This is a genomic window from Planococcus antarcticus DSM 14505, from assembly GCF_001687565.2.
GTDB lineage: Bacteria > Bacillota > Bacilli > Bacillales_A > Planococcaceae > Planococcus > Planococcus antarcticus.
Genome location: NZ_CP016534.2, coordinates 1206272 through 1224475, shown reverse-complemented (window position 1 = coordinate 1224475; position 18204 = coordinate 1206272). Strand labels below are relative to the sequence as shown.

17 protein-coding genes and 1 other RNA gene are annotated in these 18204 nt (G+C 42.7%); 4 read left to right on the top strand and 14 right to left on the bottom strand.

Annotated features, from left to right (window positions below; translation table 11 throughout):
• Positions 1–321 precede the first annotated feature (321 nt).
• The 5 genes from gcvH to BBH88_RS06050 all read right to left on the bottom strand — a co-directional run bounded on the left by gcvH (position 322) and on the right by BBH88_RS06050 (position 6955).
• Entirely contained in the window at positions 322–702 is a 381-nt protein-coding gene (gene gcvH / locus BBH88_RS06070) for a glycine cleavage system protein GcvH (protein WP_006828495.1), read from the bottom strand.
• A gap of 80 nt (positions 703–782) precedes the next feature.
• Positions 783–1136, bottom strand: coding sequence for an arsenate reductase family protein (locus tag BBH88_RS06065; RefSeq protein ID WP_006828494.1), 354 nt, complete (start codon positions 1134–1136; stop codon positions 783–785).
• 107 nt (positions 1137–1243) lie between these two features.
• Positions 1244–3025, bottom strand: a complete 1782-nt coding sequence (locus tag BBH88_RS06060; protein ID WP_006828493.1) for an acyl-CoA dehydrogenase family protein — start codon at positions 3023–3025, stop codon at positions 1244–1246.
• A gap of 343 nt (positions 3026–3368) precedes the next feature.
• Positions 3369–4544: an acetyl-CoA C-acetyltransferase gene (locus tag BBH88_RS06055; RefSeq protein ID WP_006828492.1), complete on the bottom strand. Its 1176-nt coding sequence runs from the start codon at positions 4542–4544 to the stop codon at positions 3369–3371.
• A gap of 26 nt (positions 4545–4570) precedes the next feature.
• On the bottom strand, positions 4571–6955 hold the full coding sequence (locus BBH88_RS06050; RefSeq protein WP_065537110.1) for a 3-hydroxyacyl-CoA dehydrogenase/enoyl-CoA hydratase family protein: 2385 nt from the start codon (positions 6953–6955) through the stop codon (positions 4571–4573).
• Between the two features lie 211 nt (positions 6956–7166).
• Here BBH88_RS06050 and BBH88_RS06045 point away from each other — a divergent pair, with 211 nt between their 5' ends.
• The 4 genes from BBH88_RS06045 to BBH88_RS06035 all read left to right on the top strand — a co-directional run bounded on the left by BBH88_RS06045 (position 7167) and on the right by BBH88_RS06035 (position 8651).
• Entirely contained in the window at positions 7167–7487 is a 321-nt protein-coding gene (locus BBH88_RS06045) for a thioredoxin family protein (RefSeq protein ID WP_006828490.1), read from the top strand.
• Between the two features lie 146 nt (positions 7488–7633).
• Positions 7634–7864 carry a hypothetical protein gene (locus tag BBH88_RS19610; protein ID WP_238323420.1) on the top strand — a complete coding sequence of 77 codons (231 nt, stop codon included), beginning with the start codon at positions 7634–7636 and terminating at the stop codon, positions 7862–7864.
• A complete protein-coding gene (locus BBH88_RS19605; RefSeq protein ID WP_238323418.1) occupies positions 7861–8097 on the top strand; it encodes a hypothetical protein in 237 nt (78 codons plus the stop codon). Before BBH88_RS19610 ends, BBH88_RS19605 begins: the two co-directional genes overlap by 4 nt.
• Positions 8098–8135: 38 nt before the next feature.
• Positions 8136–8651, top strand: a complete 516-nt coding sequence (locus BBH88_RS06035) for a hypothetical protein (RefSeq protein ID WP_065537111.1) — start codon at positions 8136–8138, stop codon at positions 8649–8651.
• Here the strand turns inward: BBH88_RS06035 and BBH88_RS06030 are convergent.
• From BBH88_RS06030 to rnr, 9 genes are all read right to left on the bottom strand, one after another.
• Complete coding sequence (locus BBH88_RS06030; protein WP_065537112.1) at positions 8629–9528, bottom strand: 5'-3' exonuclease; 900 nt, start codon at positions 9526–9528, stop codon at positions 8629–8631. The genes BBH88_RS06035 and BBH88_RS06030 overlap by 23 nt on opposite strands.
• 79 nt (positions 9529–9607) lie before the next feature.
• A complete protein-coding gene (locus tag BBH88_RS06025; protein WP_065537113.1) occupies positions 9608–11104 on the bottom strand; it encodes a glycine betaine uptake BCCT transporter in 1497 nt (498 codons plus the stop codon).
• A gap of 504 nt (positions 11105–11608) precedes the next feature.
• On the bottom strand, positions 11609–12376 hold the full coding sequence (locus BBH88_RS06020) for a SurA N-terminal domain-containing protein (protein ID WP_006828485.1): 768 nt from the start codon (positions 12374–12376) through the stop codon (positions 11609–11611).
• 918 nt (positions 12377–13294) lie between these two features.
• The gene (locus tag BBH88_RS06015; protein ID WP_006828483.1) at positions 13295–13768 is read right to left on the bottom strand and encodes an N-acetyltransferase; all 474 of its coding nucleotides are present in this window, start codon (positions 13766–13768) and stop codon (positions 13295–13297) included.
• Positions 13740–14261 carry a GNAT family N-acetyltransferase gene (locus BBH88_RS06010; RefSeq protein WP_065537114.1) on the bottom strand — a complete coding sequence of 174 codons (522 nt, stop codon included), beginning with the start codon at positions 14259–14261 and terminating at the stop codon, positions 13740–13742. The genes BBH88_RS06015 and BBH88_RS06010 overlap by 29 nt, the downstream gene beginning before the upstream one ends.
• Positions 14262–14370: 109 nt before the next feature.
• Positions 14371–14565, bottom strand: coding sequence for a hypothetical protein (locus tag BBH88_RS06005; protein WP_006828481.1), 195 nt, complete (start codon positions 14563–14565; stop codon positions 14371–14373).
• A gap of 359 nt (positions 14566–14924) precedes the next feature.
• Positions 14925–15278: a transfer-messenger RNA gene (gene ssrA, locus BBH88_RS06000) on the bottom strand.
• An 85-nt stretch (positions 15279–15363) separates the two neighbouring features.
• Positions 15364–15828 carry an SsrA-binding protein SmpB gene (gene smpB / locus BBH88_RS05995; protein WP_006828480.1) on the bottom strand — a complete coding sequence of 155 codons (465 nt, stop codon included), beginning with the start codon at positions 15826–15828 and terminating at the stop codon, positions 15364–15366.
• Between the two features lie 48 nt (positions 15829–15876).
• Positions 15877–18201: a ribonuclease R gene (gene rnr / locus BBH88_RS05990; RefSeq protein WP_083387748.1), complete on the bottom strand. Its 2325-nt coding sequence runs from the start codon at positions 18199–18201 to the stop codon at positions 15877–15879.
• Positions 18202–18204: the final 3 nt, after the last annotated feature.

The following is an 18204-nucleotide window of genomic DNA, read 5'->3' as shown; positions in this document are numbered from 1 at the left end:
CGATGCTGGAGTAATTGGTTTTCCATAGTCTAATGCTCTTTTTTAAGCGTCTTTGAATAATAAATCCGTGGAGACTCCAAATGAGCAACGTAAACGACAAAGTCAGCTAGTTTGTAGAATATCTTTGGCGGAATCGTTCTTCACAAATTAGTAGCTCACCCTATTTACTTTAAAAATACCAGTGAAAAAGCTCATAGTCCATTTTTACGACTTGTCCAAGCATTGCAGCCGTTGTTTAGCAAGACCGCATACAAAAGAACCCTCTGCATACTGCTAGCCGGCAATAAAAAAAAGCGCCAAAACACAGGCGCTTTCCAGGGATTACTCGTTGGTCATCTCTTTGTATTGATCTGCTGTCATCAGTTCATTGACTTCTTCTTCAGAAGGGGCTTCAATAACAACCATCCAAGCCTGCTCATAAGGGGACTCATTCACAAATTCTGGACTGTCTTCAAGCTCCGAGTTGACTTCTATCACTTTTCCGCTGAGTGGCGCATACAATTCCGAAACTGTTTTAACAGATTCCACGCTGCCAAAAGGCTGGTCTTTTTTCAGTTCATCTCCAACTTGTGGAAGTTCAACAAAAACGATATCCCCTAGTTCTGCCTGTGCGAAATGAGTAATTCCGATACGTGCATTGCCATCTTCGGTTTTAACCCATTCATGTTCTTTTGAATAACGAAGTTCTGCTGGTGTGCTCATCTTGACCCCTCCAAATTATGTAGTCTATTCAAGTTCAGTTTGACATAAAAAGCTGTGAAATACAAGATGGCGCCGACCGCTTACAACCAGCTATTTTGATATTCTGCTTCTTTAAAGCCAAGTGTCACGGTTTCGCCATTCCATGCCAATGGCCGCTTAATCAGCATGCCATTTGAAGCCAGCAGCTCTAATTGCTGTTCTTCTGTCATATCCGACAACTTGTCTTTTAGGCTTAGTGAACGATAAACCAATCCACTAGTATTGAAAAGTTTCTTCAATTCCAAACCGCTTACTTGATGGATTTGAGTTAATTGCTCTTTGGTCGGTGGGTTGTCCGCAATGTGAACTTCATTATATTCCACGTTATTTTGTTCTAGCCAACTTTTTGCTTTTCGGCAAGTCATACATTTTGGATATGCATAATAGGTAATCAATTTAGAACCTCCCTTTTTTTCAAGCTTACCAAAAAGAAGACAGTCGGTCGACGAATAAAAAAATAGGCAACCCAGCGAGCTCGGGGTTGCCAGAATTTTATCGCTCATTAAACCACGTATTTCTCGACATCGACCAGCTTTACAGCCGCTTCACGTTTTTTCGCTATCACGTTATAAGGCGTCGAACGAGTCAACTTGCGTAAAGCAGATAGCATCATACGTTGGTTATCGCCTTCGATTGCAGCGATCAATGTTTCTTTTGCATCTCTTTCGATTTGATCAAATGCTTCTTGGCAATAGATTTGTGTATACAGAAGTTTTTGCTTAGATTTTTCTTCTCCTGAAGCAGCAATCGCTTTTTCAGTACGCAACACGACTGATTCCATTGCAAAGACGTTGCTGACGATGTCCGCGATGTTGATAAGGACTTCTTGTTCCGCTTCCAGTTTCGAACCGTAGGTCTGTGCTGCAAGCCCTGCTGCGAGCAATGCAATTTTCTTGGCATTTTTCACTAAATATTTCTCTTGATCTAGCGCTTCTGTGCCCACTTCTTCTGGCACCATCATCAATAACTCTTCTTGTAACTTTTGAGCGTGCTCTAGTAGAGGCAATTCACCTTTCATTGCTTTACGCAATAATGTTCCTGGTACGAGTAAACGGTTGATTTCGTTCGTTCCTTCAAAAATACGGTTAATGCGTGAATCGCGGTAAATGCGCTCGATTTCGTATTCTTGCATAAAGCCGTAGCCGCCGTGTAATTGAACACCTTCGTCTACGATATAATCCAATGTTTCCGTACCGAAGAATTTGTTCAGCGAACATTCTACAGCAAATTCAGCAATTGAATCAGCTACTAGTTTACCATCTGCCTGCTGCTCATCCGTAAATCCGCTCATGCGGTCTTCGAAAAGACCAACCGTACGATAAACCGAGCTTTCAACTGCATACAATTTAGAAGCCATTGTCGCCAGTTTTTCGCGTGTTAAGTTGAATGACGAAATTGGCGTTTTAAACTGCTGACGTTGGTTTGTATAAGGAATTGTCAATTCCATTGCACGTTTAGAAGCACCAATCGTGCCCACTCCCAATTTGTAGCGCCCGATGTTGAGAATATTGAACGCGATAATATGTCCACGTCCTGCTTCACCCAGCAAGTTCTCAACAGGAACTTCAGCGTCTTGCAAGACCAATGTCCGTGTAGAAGATGATTTAATGCCCATTTTCTTTTCTTCTGGTCCGACAGAAACGCCAGGGAATTCACGTTCTACAATAAAGGCCGAGAACTTGTCACCATCAATTTTTGCATAAACAATGAAAACATCAGCAAAACCGGCATTGGTGATCCATTGTTTTTCACCGTTCAATACGTAGTGCGTTCCTGCTTCGTTCAGTTTGGCAACTGTTTTCGCACCCAATGCGTCAGACCCTGAACTCGGCTCTGTTAAGGCGTATGCCGCGATCATTTCACCAGTCGCTAGACGTGGCAAATAACTTTGTTTTTGTTCTTCATTACCGAACAGAACGATTGGCAATGAACCAATTCCTACGTGGGCTCCGTGAGTGATTGAGAAGCCACCTGCTTTCGACATTTTTTCAGCAATTAACGCAGAAGCGATTTTATCCAATCCAAGACCGCCGTATTGTTCCGGCACGTCAGCACCGAGAAGCCCAAGTTCCCCAGCTGTTTTCAACAGTCGGACAGAATGTTCAAATTCATGGTTTTCTAGTTTCTCAACTACTGGCATTACTTCATTGTTGACGTAATCCTCAGTTGATTTTGCGATCATTTTTTGCTCTTCTGTAAAGTCTTCGGGTGTGAACACACGTGACAGGTCTGCATCTTCAATTAAAAAGCTTCCGCCTTTGATCAATGTTTTTGCTTGTTCCATGTTGTATTCCTCCTATTTTTTACTTGCTTAGGTGAGTTGTATTTTAGGTTGAGTTGCTTTTCAACTCAGATGTTACACAAACCAACTCCGCTTTCCTGCGGGCTTGCGCCGAACTAACTCGGGCTAAACGCCCGAGTGGATTTCGACACTTCGCTATCCCGCGGGAGTCTCCGTTGCTTTGCTTCACATCTTGGTGATTGGTTTATATCATTTTCCTTATTAGTAAACAGATAACTTTGAAGAAAGAGCGTAAGGCGGCGAAGGGCAAAGATGTGCTCCTGCATCGCTACGCTAGCTTCGTCGCAAAGCGTCCGCCTAAAGCGATTTCTTCCTTACCTATTCTCTAAAGCATTTCGAAGACGCCTGCTGCGCCCATTCCTCCGCCGATACACATTGTGACGACACCAAATTGTTTGCCTTGCCGTTTTAATTCGCTCAACATGCGAATCGTTAAGATAGATCCTGTAGCACCTAGCGGATGGCCCAGTGCAATGGCGCCCCCGTTAAAGTTAACTTTGTCGATATCAAGGCCTAAATGGCGGATAACGCCAAGTGACTGAGAAGCGAAGGCTTCGTTCAACTCCCATACGTCGATATCGTCGATGGTCAAGCCTGCTAATTTTAAGGCTTTTGGAATCGCCACGATTGGACCAATTCCCATAACTTCGGGCGGAACACCACCCGTTGCAAATGAACGGAATTTAGCGATAGGCTTTAATCCCAACGATTCTGCTTTTTCACGGTCCATCACGAGTAATGCACCGGCGCCATCTGACGTTTGTGAGGAGTTACCAGCTGTAACCGATCCGCGAGCTGAGAAAGCTGCTCGTAATTTGGTTAATCCCGCGATGTTCGTTCCGTGGCGGACGCCTTCGTCCATTTCAAACATCGACGTTTTTTCTTGGTAGTTATTGTTTTCGTCTACGTAACGTTTCGTTACTTCAACCGGCACAATTTCTTCATCAAAGTTACCAGCTGCGATTGCTGCTGCTGCTTTTTCATGAGAGCGGACAGCAAATGCATCTTGGTCTTCACGACTCACGCCGTATTTTGTGGCTACTTGCTCTGCTGTATGACCCATGCTCATATAATATTGAGGCGCTGTTTCAGCTAATTTTGCGTTCGGGCGAATGACATTGCCCATCATTGGCACCATGCTCATTGACTCGACACCACCTGCGATAATGGCTTCTGCTGAACCGACCATAATTCGCTCTGCTGCATAAGCGATTGACTGAAGGCCTGATGAACAAAAACGGTTGACGGTAACGGCTGAAACCGTATCCGGCAAACCTGCAAGTGCTCCGATGTTGCGAGCGATATTCATGCCTTGTTCTGCTTCTGGCATGGCGCAACCCATAATCAAGTCATCTATCGACCCGTCATAGCCGCCAGCTCGTTGTAGTGTTTCTTTAACAACTAAGGCACCGAAATCATCCGGTCGCACAGTCGCTAAAGAACCTTTTGTCGCTTTTCCGACCGGTGTGCGAGCACTGGCCACGATTACTGCTTCACGCATGTATATTTCCTCCTTATTATCAACGATTAATTACGTAATGGTTTTCCTTTAACTAGCATATGTTGCATGCGCTGTTGGGTTTTCGGTTCTGCCACTAGGCTTAAGAACGCTTGTCGCTCAAGGTCGAGCAAGTACTGCTCATCCACTTTCGTGCCGTATGGAACTTTACCGCCTGCTAAAACAAATGCTAGCTTTTTAGCGATTTTCAGGTCGTGTTCGCTGATATAGCCGGAAATGAACATGCCTTCTGCACCTAAAAGCAATGTTGCGTAGCCAGGTTCACCGGGAACTGGAACTTTTTCTCGTAAAGGTGCTTGGTAGCCGTTTTCGTATAATGACAGAGCGACTTGTTTAGCATCAAAAATTAAATGATCACTATTGACACTAATGCCATCTACGAAGTTTAAGAAGTTATTTTCACGGGCTTCTTCTGCTGAAGTCGAAACTTTTGCCATGGCGATTGATTCGAATACTTTCGTCGCGATATTTTGGTAATCGACTGTTACACCGTTTGGTAGACCTTTTAATTGTTTCATATACAACTCTTTGTTTCCGCCGCCACCAGGAATAAGACCGACGCCCGCTTCCACGAGGCCCATATACGTTTCCATCGATGCTTGAATATGAGCAGCTGGTAAGGTTACTTCTGCACCACCGCCTAGAGACATGCCAAATGGCGCTGCTACGACTGGTTTGTTGCTGTATTTGATTTTCATCATGGCATTTTGGAAAGTCTTAATCGTGAAATCAAGTTCAAAAATATTATCGTCTTGTGCTTCCATTAAGATCATTCCGAGGTTTGCACCTACACAGAAGTTTTTACCTTGGTTCCCAATAACAAGTCCTTTGAAGTTTTTTTCTACTTCATCAACTGCATAATTGATCATCTGCGTGATATCCAAACCAATGGCATTTGAGCGCGAATGGAATTCAAGCAACGCAATGCCATCACCCAAATCAATCAAGCTTGCACCTGAATTCGATTTGATAACGCCGTGTTTTTTCTTGTAGCGCTTTAAGTCGATCACTTTTTCATTTACCGGGACCGGCTCATAGCTTGTACCGTTAAAGAAATGCAAATCGTCATTTTCTTCTTTATAGAAGGTTTCATTTTCACTATCCAGCAAAGCTTGAACAAATGCTGGAATAGCATGACCTTGTTCTTTCATTTTATCGACTGATTTTCGGACGCCAAGAGCATCCCAAATTTCAAACGGACCTTGTTCCCAGCCAAAGCCCCATTTCATGGCATTATCAATGGCAACGATGTCATCCGCGATTTCTCCAGTTAGCTCAGCCGAATACAGAAGTGTCGGAGCAAGTATGCTCCAAAGCAGTTCACCGGTGCGGTCTTCTGCATAAACAAGCGTCTTCATTTTAGCTGCAAGACCTTTTTGCTGTTTCGCTAGTTCTTGTGAAGGCGTTTTCAATTTACCGGCTGTGCGGTATTCAAGCGTCTCTGGATCAAGTTCTAAAATTTCTTTGTCTTTTTTCAAGAAAAAACCTTGTCCCGATTTTGCTCCTAACCAGCCGTTTTGCACCATTTTCGTCATAAATTCAGGCGCTTCAAAAACCTTTTGTTCTTCGCCTGAAGTTTGGTCATGGACATTTTTGGAAACGTGCATGAACGTATCCAGTCCCACTACATCAAGTGTACGGAAGGTCGCTGATTTTGGACGGCCAATCATTGGACCCGTGACCGAGTCGACTTCTCCTATTGAATAGCCGCGCGCCATCATTTCACGTAAAGTTACTAGCAAACCGTAAGTGCCAATTCGATTAGCAATAAAGTTTGGTGTATCTTTGGCAATCACTACGCCTTTGCCTAAACGGTCTTCTCCGAATGCCGACATAAACTTCACTACTTCAGGAGCCGTTGTATTCGCAGGAATCACTTCCAGCAGTTTCAAGTAACGAGGCGGATTGAAAAAGTGGGTTCCCAGGAAATGCTTGCCGAAGTCTTCAGAGCGCCCTTCCACCATAGCGTTAATGCTAATGCCTGATGTATTGGAAGAAATAATAGTGCCGTCTTTTCTGACGCTATCAATCTTTTCGTATAAGGATTTTTTTACATCTAAGTTTTCAACTATAACTTCTATGATCCAGTCGACGTCTTTTAACTTTTCCAGATCATCTTCCAAATTTCCTGGAGTAATCAATTGAAGGTTCTTTATAGCTGTCAATGGAGCTGGTTTCTGTTTTAGCAGTTTTTGGATAGAACCGGTTGCAATTCGATTGCGTACCGCTTTGTCTTCAAGAGTCGCGCCTTTTGCTCGTTCTTCTTTTGACAATTCACGCGGAACAATATCAAGCAATAATACAGGGATTCCTATATTTGCAAGGTGCGCTGCAATTCCCGAACCCATAACACCTGAACCGAGTACAGCCGCTTTTCTAATTTGGTAAGCCACTAGCAAACCCTCCTTGAATTTTTGAATGAATACTCATTCATTTTTTAATTAAAAAAAATAGAACGTTCTCTATGTCTCTTAGTGTAAGTTATTTTTCATATTTTCGCAATATTTAATCGTTAAAAATCCCCTTAAATTTTCAAGAACAAATTCTTTGCCATTTTTTAAAAGCACGGTAGACTTAAAGAGAACCTACAAGGAGGCAATGCAAATGAAATCAATCTCTACTAACGAACAATTTAACGAAGTCGTAAACGGTGAACAGCCGGTAATCGTAAAATTTCAGGCAGGCTGGTGTCCTGATTGCAGACGCATGGATATGTTCATCGATCCGATCGTCGAAGAATTCGGCCAATATCAATGGGTCGATGTCAATCGTGACGAGCTCCCAGATCTTGCTGAAAAATATGATGTAATGGGAATTCCGAGTCTATTGATCTTCAAGAATGGTGAGAAAACAGCGCATCTTCACAGCGCCAATGCTAAATCACCCGGATCAGTTACAGAATTTTTAAATGACCAAAACGAGTAGGCAAAAGCCTACTCGTTTTTTCCACTCCAGTAAAACAACTTTTATCTGTTTATGATGATTTAGTTTATGCGAGATAAAATTGAGCAGCTGTCTATATCGCTCTATTCGATAAGGTCACCTTCCTATAAGATTACGGGGGTATATGAATGGATTCACAACAAGAAATACAACAATTAAAAGAACAGCTGATTTATTATCAAAAGCTGATAAAAAATATGTCGGCTCCTATTATTCCATCGGTTGTTCCAAAGACCATTTTAGTACCAATCGCTGGTTTTATCTTTACAGACCGCTTTGACATGATTTGCACTACAGTGTTGATGCATGCAGAAAAACATCGTGATACTGAACGTGTTATTTTGATTTTACTGGTGTGACGACAGATAATCTTACGGAGTTCGACTATAATGGCTTAGCCAGTGAATTGAGTCCATTAAACTCGGCACTAAGCCTAATGGGACTGCGAGCTATTTATGTTGGATTTAATCCGCTGTTTGTGCGGGAAATTGTCCGTGCCGGAATACAAGTAGAATTAGAAGTATATACGACTTTCAAATTTGCTCTTGAACATTTGCTTAGTGAAAACAAAAAGTCCTTATCCAAATTTTGATTTAACGGGTTGGTAGTGGATACTCGGAGGTGAACGTCATGAAAAAACTGATTGCTTTTCAAGGTCTTTCCCAGCACGATACGACAGTCCACGCGAAATACCGTTCTTCTGCATGTGGACCTGTGACAGTTGCCGCCATTATGCAATACCATGAAGAGCCTGAGGTTGGCATCGATCAGTTATACCGGTTGCTCGGCTCCACGCGCATCGGTCTGTTTACTTGGAGATTGCTGAGAAACTTCCATAAAGTCGGCGGCAAACGTTACAAGGTCGCAAAAGTCCGAAGCATCGAGGCAGTAAAAGTAGAATTATTGGCAGGCCGGCCGCTTGCCATGAAGTTCGACCGCTATTTCACTTTCCAATGGTTTTCAAAGCCGCCTTATAGCTATCATTGGGTACCGCTGGTCGGCTTTGAGCAGACAGCTAAAGACCTAACCCTTTATTTTCACGATAACGGACAAAAAAACCGCCCCAGCAAAATGCGGACGGTTTCTTATCAGAAAAATCGGAAAGTGCTGACCTTTGTGAAAATTACGCCCAAGGGTCGGCAGTAACACCGACATTTTTCTCGAGCTGTTTAGCAAGTTGTAATAATTGTTGATCACGGCACAATTGAATATGGTCATTGGTGTAGCTAGGAACGACAAGTTCCTCTAGCGGCAGATCCAACTGGATGTCACATTTGATGACAGCCAGTTTTTTTGATAGCAGAAGCATTTCTTTATGCTCATCAATTTTCTTTTTCTGCGCCGGTTTTAATTCGTCGATGGCTTCAAGCACGCCATCAGTCGAACCATAGTTCTGAATCAGTTGAAGTGCTGTCTTCGGTCCGATGCCTTTGACTCCAGGATAGCCATCACTCGGGTCGCCCATAAATGCTTTGACATCCGTAAATTGTGAAGGCTGAATGCTATACTCCTCAATAAACCGTTCTTCAGTATACACATCATATACATGAAATCCTTTTTTCATAAACGCGATTTTGACAGAAGGTGATAATAGTTGCAGCATGTCTTTGTCACCAGTGATGATCGTAAAGTCGACTTGATCTTGCCATTGCTTCGTAAATGAGCCGATAAAGTCATCTGCTTCGATTCCTGCCTCGCCATAATTTTTCCAGCCGAGCTGCTCGGAAATCGACTGTGCCCAATCAAACTGATGCACCATGTCTTCTGGCGGTGCTGGTCGATTGGCTTTATAGCCTTCGAAAAGATCCGTCCGGAACGTCTTAGACCCCATGTCCCAACAAACCGCCATATGAGTCGGTTTCATCATCGTTTTGGCGGCCAGTACATGGCGGGTAAATCCTTGTACACCATTAGTTGCCAAGCCTTCAGTCGTCCTGAAATACTGACCAACAGCCGATGTTGCGAAAAACGACCGGAACAACAACGCCATTCCGTCCACTAATAATACATGCGGTTTTTCCATACTAAAAACACTCCATCCTATGGTTGCCTGATTTCAATTATAACTCTTATGCAATGAAAAAACCGCCAAAGAGGCGGTTTTATCGTTTGCGTTTTATGGCTTTGTATTCGATATTCAATGCTTTGTAGAAGGAGGCCATCATTAACAGCATAATAATCGAAAACGGGAAAGCCGCAATGATCAGTACGGTCTGCAATGTACCAAGTCCACCAGTTGATAGTAAAATTACAGCAATTGATGATTGAGCAATTCCCCAAGTCAGCTTTACTGTGTTTTGCGGATACATTGAACCGCCTGTTGTCTGCATACCAAGAACGAATGTCGCAGAATCGGCAGAAGTGACGAAGAACGTTGTAATCAGGAAAATCGCAATGACTGATAGTAAAACGCCAAGCGGCAGTTCATTAAACACTGCGAACAAAGTTTCCTCTGTCAACAAGCCTGTTAAATCTACTCCACTATTTTGCACTTCGATGGCGGTCGTACCAAAAGCTGCGAACCAAAGAAAGCTGATGAAGGTCGGAATCATCAAGACGCCCAACAGAAACTGTCGGATTGTCCGTCCTTTGGATACGCGCGCAATGAAAATACCGACGAATGGAGACCATGAAATCCACCATGCCCAGTAAAAGATCGTCCATCCATCAATCCAAGAACGATTTTCACCATCTATAGGTGCCGCGCGGAAACTCATCTGAACCAAGTTTTGGAAATATGTGCCAATCGTATCGGTAAACATGTTCATAATCAGCAAAGTTGGTCCAAGGATGATGACTGCCAGAAGCAATACAACTGCCAGCACCATATTGGTGTTGGAAAGGTATTTGATGCCTTTGCTCAAACCAGACCAAGCAGAAATCATAAACAACACGGTAACAATACCGATGATGACTAATTGAACGGTAAAGCTGTCTCCCGGTATTCCATCAAATAAGTAGGCAAGACCGCCATTGATTTGAATAGCGCCAAAGCCAAGAGTCGTTGCAACGCCGACAACTGTTGCGAAAACAGCGATAACGTCGACAAGCGTTCCCCATGGCCCTTTCATCTTATCTCCGAATAACGGTTTCAAAGTCGCGGAAATCAATCCCGGTTCTCCTTTCCGGAACTGAGCATAAGCGAGTGCCAATGCCACTACGGCATAAATAGCCCACGCATGAATCCCCCAGTGGAAAAAGCTGAAACGCATTGATTCGCGCATTGCCTCTGCGGTTCCAGGTTCAGCGGTTGCCGAATCGATCGCAAAATGCGATAGCGGCTCTGCAGCTCCCCAGAACACAAGACCGATTCCCATTCCTGCTGAAAACAGCATGGCAATCCATGTCCCGAATGCAAATTCCGGCTTATCTGCGTCTTTGCCTAATTTGATCTGCCCCATCGGACTGAAGAGGAAAAACAAACAGAATATAACCATGATGGAAACTATCAATAAATAATACCATCCGAACGAAGTTGTCAGGAATGATTCTATATTCCCTGTAACTTCTGCAAAATTATCGGGTGCAAATGCGCCGTAGCCAATGGCTAATAATGCGAGTGCAAGAGCAATCCAAAAAACATTGGTTACTTTTTTCATATAGTCTCTCTCCTTTTTCTTTTTTACCGCTTTAACGGTCAATAGGCTCTCACTTTTACAAGGAAGAGTCCACTGACCGCTAAAGTCCGCATTGATCAACTAAAATTAGCGATGGATGAAGAATCCACCGCTGATTGAAGTTTCTCTTTATCACAAGTCTATAGGATACGGAAATTTTCCGGTTCTGTCAAACCCGCTGTTTCAAAAGGGGGCTCAAGAAGATACGAAAATAATTTTACTGAAAAATCTATACATTCATAATGCCTACTCAAAGAAGAGCCAAATCTTTTTTTCTCAAGCAGCTAATATGCAGTAACAATCCCTTTAGTCAATCCTTTCAGCTCTCTAGATTGGTCTATTGATTTTAATTTTTGTAAGTTAATGGACAGACAAACTCCCACACAACCATTTGTCGGATATCGTGCATTCTAACTGGAAACTGTTACTATTACTTTATTTCTGAACGCAAAAAACCAGATCCGCTGAGGATCTGGTTTTTTCTATTTATAGGTTGATGCTGACGTCCGCTTCTTCACGAAGTTTTGCTACCAAAGCTTGTGTAGCTTCTCCTTCTTTTTGCACTCTTATTTGTTCTTCAAGTTGTGGTTTCACTTCTTCGAATGCTGGAATTTCTTCGCCACCGGCTTCTTTTTGCTGTGCTTGTGCTTCATCATAAAATGTTTGCAGTTCTTCATCCGTCGGATTGATTTCGCCGGTTTCCGTTGCAATCAATTGCTCTATTTTCACTTGAGCTTCTACCTGTTTCATTACTTCTTCTTCAGAAATTCCCTGCTCTTCAAGGGCTGCCAAGAACTCATCTGTTGTTTCAAGACCATTTTGCTTGGCCAGCTCTTCTATCGCCGCAGTGGTTTGTTCTTCCGTTGCAGATATCTCTTGCTTTTCGGTTTCTTGAACAAGTAATTCCTGCGCGACTAGGCTTTCAGCAATTTGTTCTTTTAACTGAGCCTGATCAACTTCCTGTCCAGACATCTGTGCCTGCATGGCCATCTGTTGAAATTGCCCTGTATAAGCTGATTCGAAATCTGCTTTCACAATTTCTTCACCATTCACTTCTGCGACAACATCAGGAATACCTTCTAAATCCGGTTCAGGCATTTCTGGTTGCTCGGCACTACCAGCTTCCTGATCTGCTGCTACTTCCTCTTGAGGTGCTTCTTCGCCGTTCGTTTCTTCTGCAGTTTCATCACCACAAGCAGCTAATGCCACCATGGATCCTCCAAGTACGATTGTCAAAAACCATTTTTTAATCATAGGTATTCTCCCTCCAAGTCATAACGTCCGTTATTGTAGCACATTCACTCCAGCTGTAAAAACAAAAACCATTTACCAATACCATTTGAGTCTACCAAGCAAGAAGAATATTGCGAGTTAATCGCTATGTATAGCCATTTTATTCAACCGAACCCGCTTTCAATCAACCAACTGAAACAGCCCAGATATTAATGTATCGAAAGAATTTTCGAAATCCAGTGAACTCAGTTTTTGAATATATATGCCGAAAGTAATCTCTTCAGCTGTAGTAAATCTTCGATCATAAAATTTGTATAAACCAACTCGTCTTCTTGAGCAAAATCGAACCTGCATCCAATCGCTATCAAATTGATGCATCTAGCCGCTTCAATATCGGATAACCATTCACCATTTGCGGCTCCGCTGTCACTTTCATATTTTTTAATGATGGTTCTGATTTATTCTCCCTTATCCAAGAAAGCTAATTGTTGAATGTTAAAGACTTCCGTAACCCAAAGATTCAATCTGTAAAACTTCACGATAACTTACAGGTGCGCTGTTAAACCATTGCTTGCTATATAGATGGCATGTCTTTTTTACTTTAAATAAGTGAGCAGCTCTTCGGTATTCGGACATAAAGTCCCGTTTTCAACAGCAATTTTTAGAATTAATGGTTCATGAAAAAATTTATTTGCGCTTTCTGGTATGTTACTGGAATGATTCCACAGCAAATTTTTTCAGATTTTTGACAGCAAATTGCCTATAATTTTTCAGTAGTGCTGAATTTGTGGAATTCAGCACTCTGAGTTACGCAAAGTTCTCATCCGCTGCCGCTTCAAGAATCTTGTTCGTTTGAAACAAGGTACTATCCATATCGAAAATGAATGATTTCATATTTCCCTCTTACGAAACGCTGCTAAAAGTCTATTGATTTGTCTTTTAATACTTTTTCACCATAGTAATAAATTTTGTAGTTTCAGTGCTGAATTGATTGTTCAAAATAAATCCCAACTTTTTATACAAATAGATGGCTCGTTTATTGAACGCAGCCACGGTTAACCGAATCGGCAATCCATCATGAGTTTCTTCAATAGAATGGAGTACAAACAAACCGAATTCCTTGCCGTTTTCTTTGCCTACAAGCCTCGGATCCATTCCTAATCCCATATCAATACATGACTCTTCATAGACTCCATACTGCTTTCCAGATGGAACTTGAGCACTTTCTCCAATACAGAAAAAACCAGTCATTTCTTTTTTCTCGGACAATACAGCAAAGTAAGTTCCATTTAATAGCTCTGCCATTTCCGGATCGGACAACTCATTATTATAGAAATCATAAGGTGGATCGTATTTCCAATTCAGAATTTCTTCAGCTGTTTTTTTATTCATTTCCGCTTTTAGCAGCTTCATGCACAACGCCCCTTGTTTTTAATGCCATCAACCAACTAGCCCCTTCATTAACTTTTTTCACTTTAACAAACCCGCATTTTTCATAGCATCTAATCGCTCTCTTATTGGAGATATCAGGATCTAAAGTCACAACATCTACTTCTGATTTAAGATACGGACCATTCAGAAATTTAGTAATCATGACAGTTCCTATTCCTTTGTTAAAGTATTGTGGATCTCCGATAAATTGGTCAATGCCATATACGTTTTGATTGTCCGGGTAACCAAATGTTTCTTTAGTTTCTTCAGTTAATTTATAACACTGAAGAAATCCGATAGGCGTCTTGTCCAGCTCCACAATAAATGGGTGCACGGAGACATCTCCATTTATTCTCGGTTCATATTTACGCTGAACCTGTTCCAATGTAAATGGAAAGTTCACGTCCCCATAGAATTTTAAAACTTCATGTTCGCTTAACCACTGAGCTATAATTTCATAATCGTTGTGGGTCATCTTTCGAATGGATACTTTATGTGTAATTGCTATAGTAATCTCTCCTGCTTCAGTAATTGATTTTTTATTACCTTGATAAGTAATTGCTTGTTGAAGACATTCTATTGCTTCAGCTTAAATCAAGTAAATCCGCAATAATTTCATCACTTCCTGGTGAAAACATAAATAGCGAGAAAGCCAAAAATATGAATCCAACAAAAATAATTCCGATTCTAACAGGCGGGGAAAACCGCTTTTTCTTGAATAGTGCTTCAAAAACCAAAAACAATCCTATGAGCGTGATTAAAAAATACCAAAATCCCATTGTGCCACCTCTTTCACATCTCTTTTATAAGATGACGTTACTTTTTGTTGAAAGTTCTTCAAAATTTAATTTCTAATGACATAGTCTATATAATTATCATTTTGCTAATCCACTTCTAGTTGATTGAAGCGGAGGCCGGCGACTCCTGCGGGATAGCCAAGTACCGAACTAACTCGGGCTAGATGCTCGAGTTGGTTCGGTTTGCAGCTTGTAGCCAGACGTCCTGTCACTCCAGTTGCATGATCCACATCCTGTGGCCCGAAAGCGCAGCCGTTTTACGAAAATAGCAACTTATGCAAAGTTATTTAATGTACAAAAAAACGCCAAAACCCGCAAAGGTTTTGACGTTTTTTATCTCACTATGGAGACGGCGGGAGTCGAACCCGCGTCCAGAAACTCCGCTACTTGAGCGTCTACGCGTGTAGCTCATCTATTGAGGTTTCATGCGCCATTCTGCCGATAAGCAGGCGTCCTGGGCACTAATCTGTGAATCTCTCCCGTTTGCCTCAGATGGCAGCAAACGTTGTATCCCACTAAAGTTGAGCTTTACCCAGCCACATGGGCGATGGATAGATAAAGCAGATCCGAGCTTACGCTGCGAATGCTAGGTTTTGGTTTGTTTTGCCAGTTGTTATAATTACGTTGGTGACGGAGCCGATCCTCCGACGCGCGACCCAAGCCCAGATCATCCCTGTCGAATCCGTAACGTCCCCTTATTAAAAAGAGACACGGAAGATGGATAAACAGCTTCATGTGCTATATCCCTATTATAAGGCAACGATGGCCAGACATCAAGCCCTAGCGGTTGTGTTCTTTTATCGCACGAGCCATGTCGCGTTTCGCATCTTTTTTCTTCAAATCTTCTCGTTTGTCGTAGTTTTTCTTACCCTTACCGACACCCAGTAGAATTTTAGCAAAGCCGTCTTTCAAATACATCTTCAGCGGAATAATAGCAGAGCCTTGCACTTTTGAGTGAGCTAGCAAATGATTGATTTGCTTTTTGTGCAGCAGCAGCTTGCGCGACCGTGTTGGGTCGTGGTTAAACTGGTTGCCCTGATCATAAGGGCTGATGTGCATATTTGATATCCATGCTTCGCCGTTGCGGATCCGTACAAATGATTCCTTCAACTGGACCTTGCCGTTTCGTGCAGATTTAATCTCGGTTCCCTGCAAGACAATTCCTGCTTCGATCGTTTCCTCGATGAAAAAATCGAAACCGGCTTTCTTGTTTTGGGCAATTGCTTTGCCTTCTCCTTTGGCCATGTGGTTTCACCTCAGCTATATTCAAAAAGCGGCCCTCAAGCCGCAATTTTATTTTTTCTTATTGCGCCCTTGTTTTGCTGCGCCTTCATAGAATTTTTTCTTCACGTTTTTTGATTTGCGCGTAGGTCCGCCGCCTTCTTGTTTTTTGCCATCGCGTCCTGGTTTTCCGCCGCCATCTTTTTTATTAGCACGGATCACTTTCGGCTGCTCTCTTCTTGATTGACGCGTATTTTGCACCATGCCGACTATTTCAAAGTCAATAGATGATTCTTCTGGTTTTACACCAATGACTTTGATTTCGATTTCGTCACCGATACGGAATTGACGGCTTGTTCGTTCACCAATCATCATCATGCTGCGATCGTCAAAGCGGTAATAATCATCGGTCATATTGGAAACGTGCACTAAACCTTCAATGGTATTTGGCAATTCAATGAATAAACCGAAATTTGTTACTGATGAAATGATTCCTGTAAACTGTTCGCCGATTTTATCAGCCATAAATTGAGATTTCTTCAAAGCATCGGTATCGCGTTCAGCTTCTACTGCACGGCGTTCACGTTCTGATGTGTGAGTCGCGATGTCATCCATATTAGCATCCCAACGAGCGATTGTTTTCTGAGACAAATCTTTTTCAATCAAATACGTGCGGATGAGGCGATGGACAATTAAATCCGGATAACGACGAATCGGCGAAGTGAAATGCGTATAGAATTCAGTCGATAAACCGAAATGTCCTAAGCTCTCAGAAGAATATTTTGCCTGTTGCATGGAACGCAGCATCATCGTAGAAACCACTGGCTCTTCTGGCGTTCCTGCAATGGACTCGACGATCTCCTGCAATGCACGCGGATGAATCTGTGTTCCAGAGCCTTTCACAACAATGCCGAAGTTCGTGACAAATTCGAAAAAGCGCTGCAGTTTTTCCGGCTTTGGATCTTCATGGATGCGGTAGATAGCGGGAACTTCCATGCGGTGGAAATGTTCAGCCACTGTTTCGTTGGCAGCCAGCATAAACTCTTCAATCAGACGTTCAGCAACAGTGCGTTCACGAACAACAACGTCTACTGGGTAGCCGTTTTCGTCCACCAGCACTTTTGATTCCTTGAAATCGAAATCGATGGCGCCGCGGCGCATCCGTTTCGCGCTTAAGACTCCGGCTAGCTCCTTCATTAATTCGAACATCGGCACCAATTCACTGTATCGTTCTTTCAGCTCCTGGTTGTCCTGCTCTAAAATTTCATAAACGTCAGTATAAGTCATACGAGCTGACGTATTGATGACGCTTTGGAAAATTTCATGAGATTGAACTTCGCCTTGGTCATTGAAAATCATTTCACAAGACAAAGTCAGACGGTCGACCTGAGGATTTAATGAACAGATACCGTTAGACAGACGATGCGGAATCATTGGAATTACGCGGTCAGTCAAGTAGATGCTTGTAGCGCGGTCATAAGCTTCACGATCAATGGCGGATCCTTCGGTGACATAATGACTAACGTCAGCGATGTGAACACCTAATTTATACGTGCCATCTTCATATTTCACCACTTGAACTGCATCATCCAAGTCTTTGGCATCGGCGCCATCAATCGTGACAATCTGTTCGTTGCGCAAGTCACGGCGTTCAGCCAAATCTGCCGGGTCGATTTCATCCGGCACATTATTTGCCTGTTCCAACACATCCGGCGGAAACTCGGTTTCAATGCCGTATTTATGGATAATCGAAAGAATATCGACACCCGGGTCGTTTTTATGGCCAAGAATTTGCGTCACCATGCCTGTTGCAGACTTTCTGCCTTCAGGCCACCCTGTAATCTCTACGACGACTTTATGGCCGTCTACTGCACCTAAAGTGTCATCCTTGGCAATAAAGATATCCATATTCATTTTCTTGTCGTCTGTAACGACAAAGCCAAAGCCTTTATTTTCTTGGAATGTTCCGACAGCTTTTGTAGTACCGCGTTCAACGATCCGGATAATCGCGCCTTCCCTACGGTCTCCAGAAGATCCTTCTGAAATGCGGATCAGTACTTTATCACCGTTCACTGCGCCATTTGTTTCAGTAGGCGGAATAAAGACATCATCTAAACCGGCTTCTTCAGGTGCGACAAAACCGAACCCTTTTGGATGCCCGATGAATTTTCCGCGCATTAAATTCATTCGCTCCGGTACGCCATAGCGGTTGGATCTTGAGCGGACAAGCGTTCCTGATTCTTCCAAGCGCACCAATTTTTTTACTAGTTCCTTAAATTCGTCGGCATCTTCAAAACCGAATTGTTCTTCTATTTCCTGTACAGTCAGCGGCTTATATGCTTCTTCACGCATGAAGACCAATAAGCGCTGTTCCAATGAACTCTCGGTATTTCCCAACTC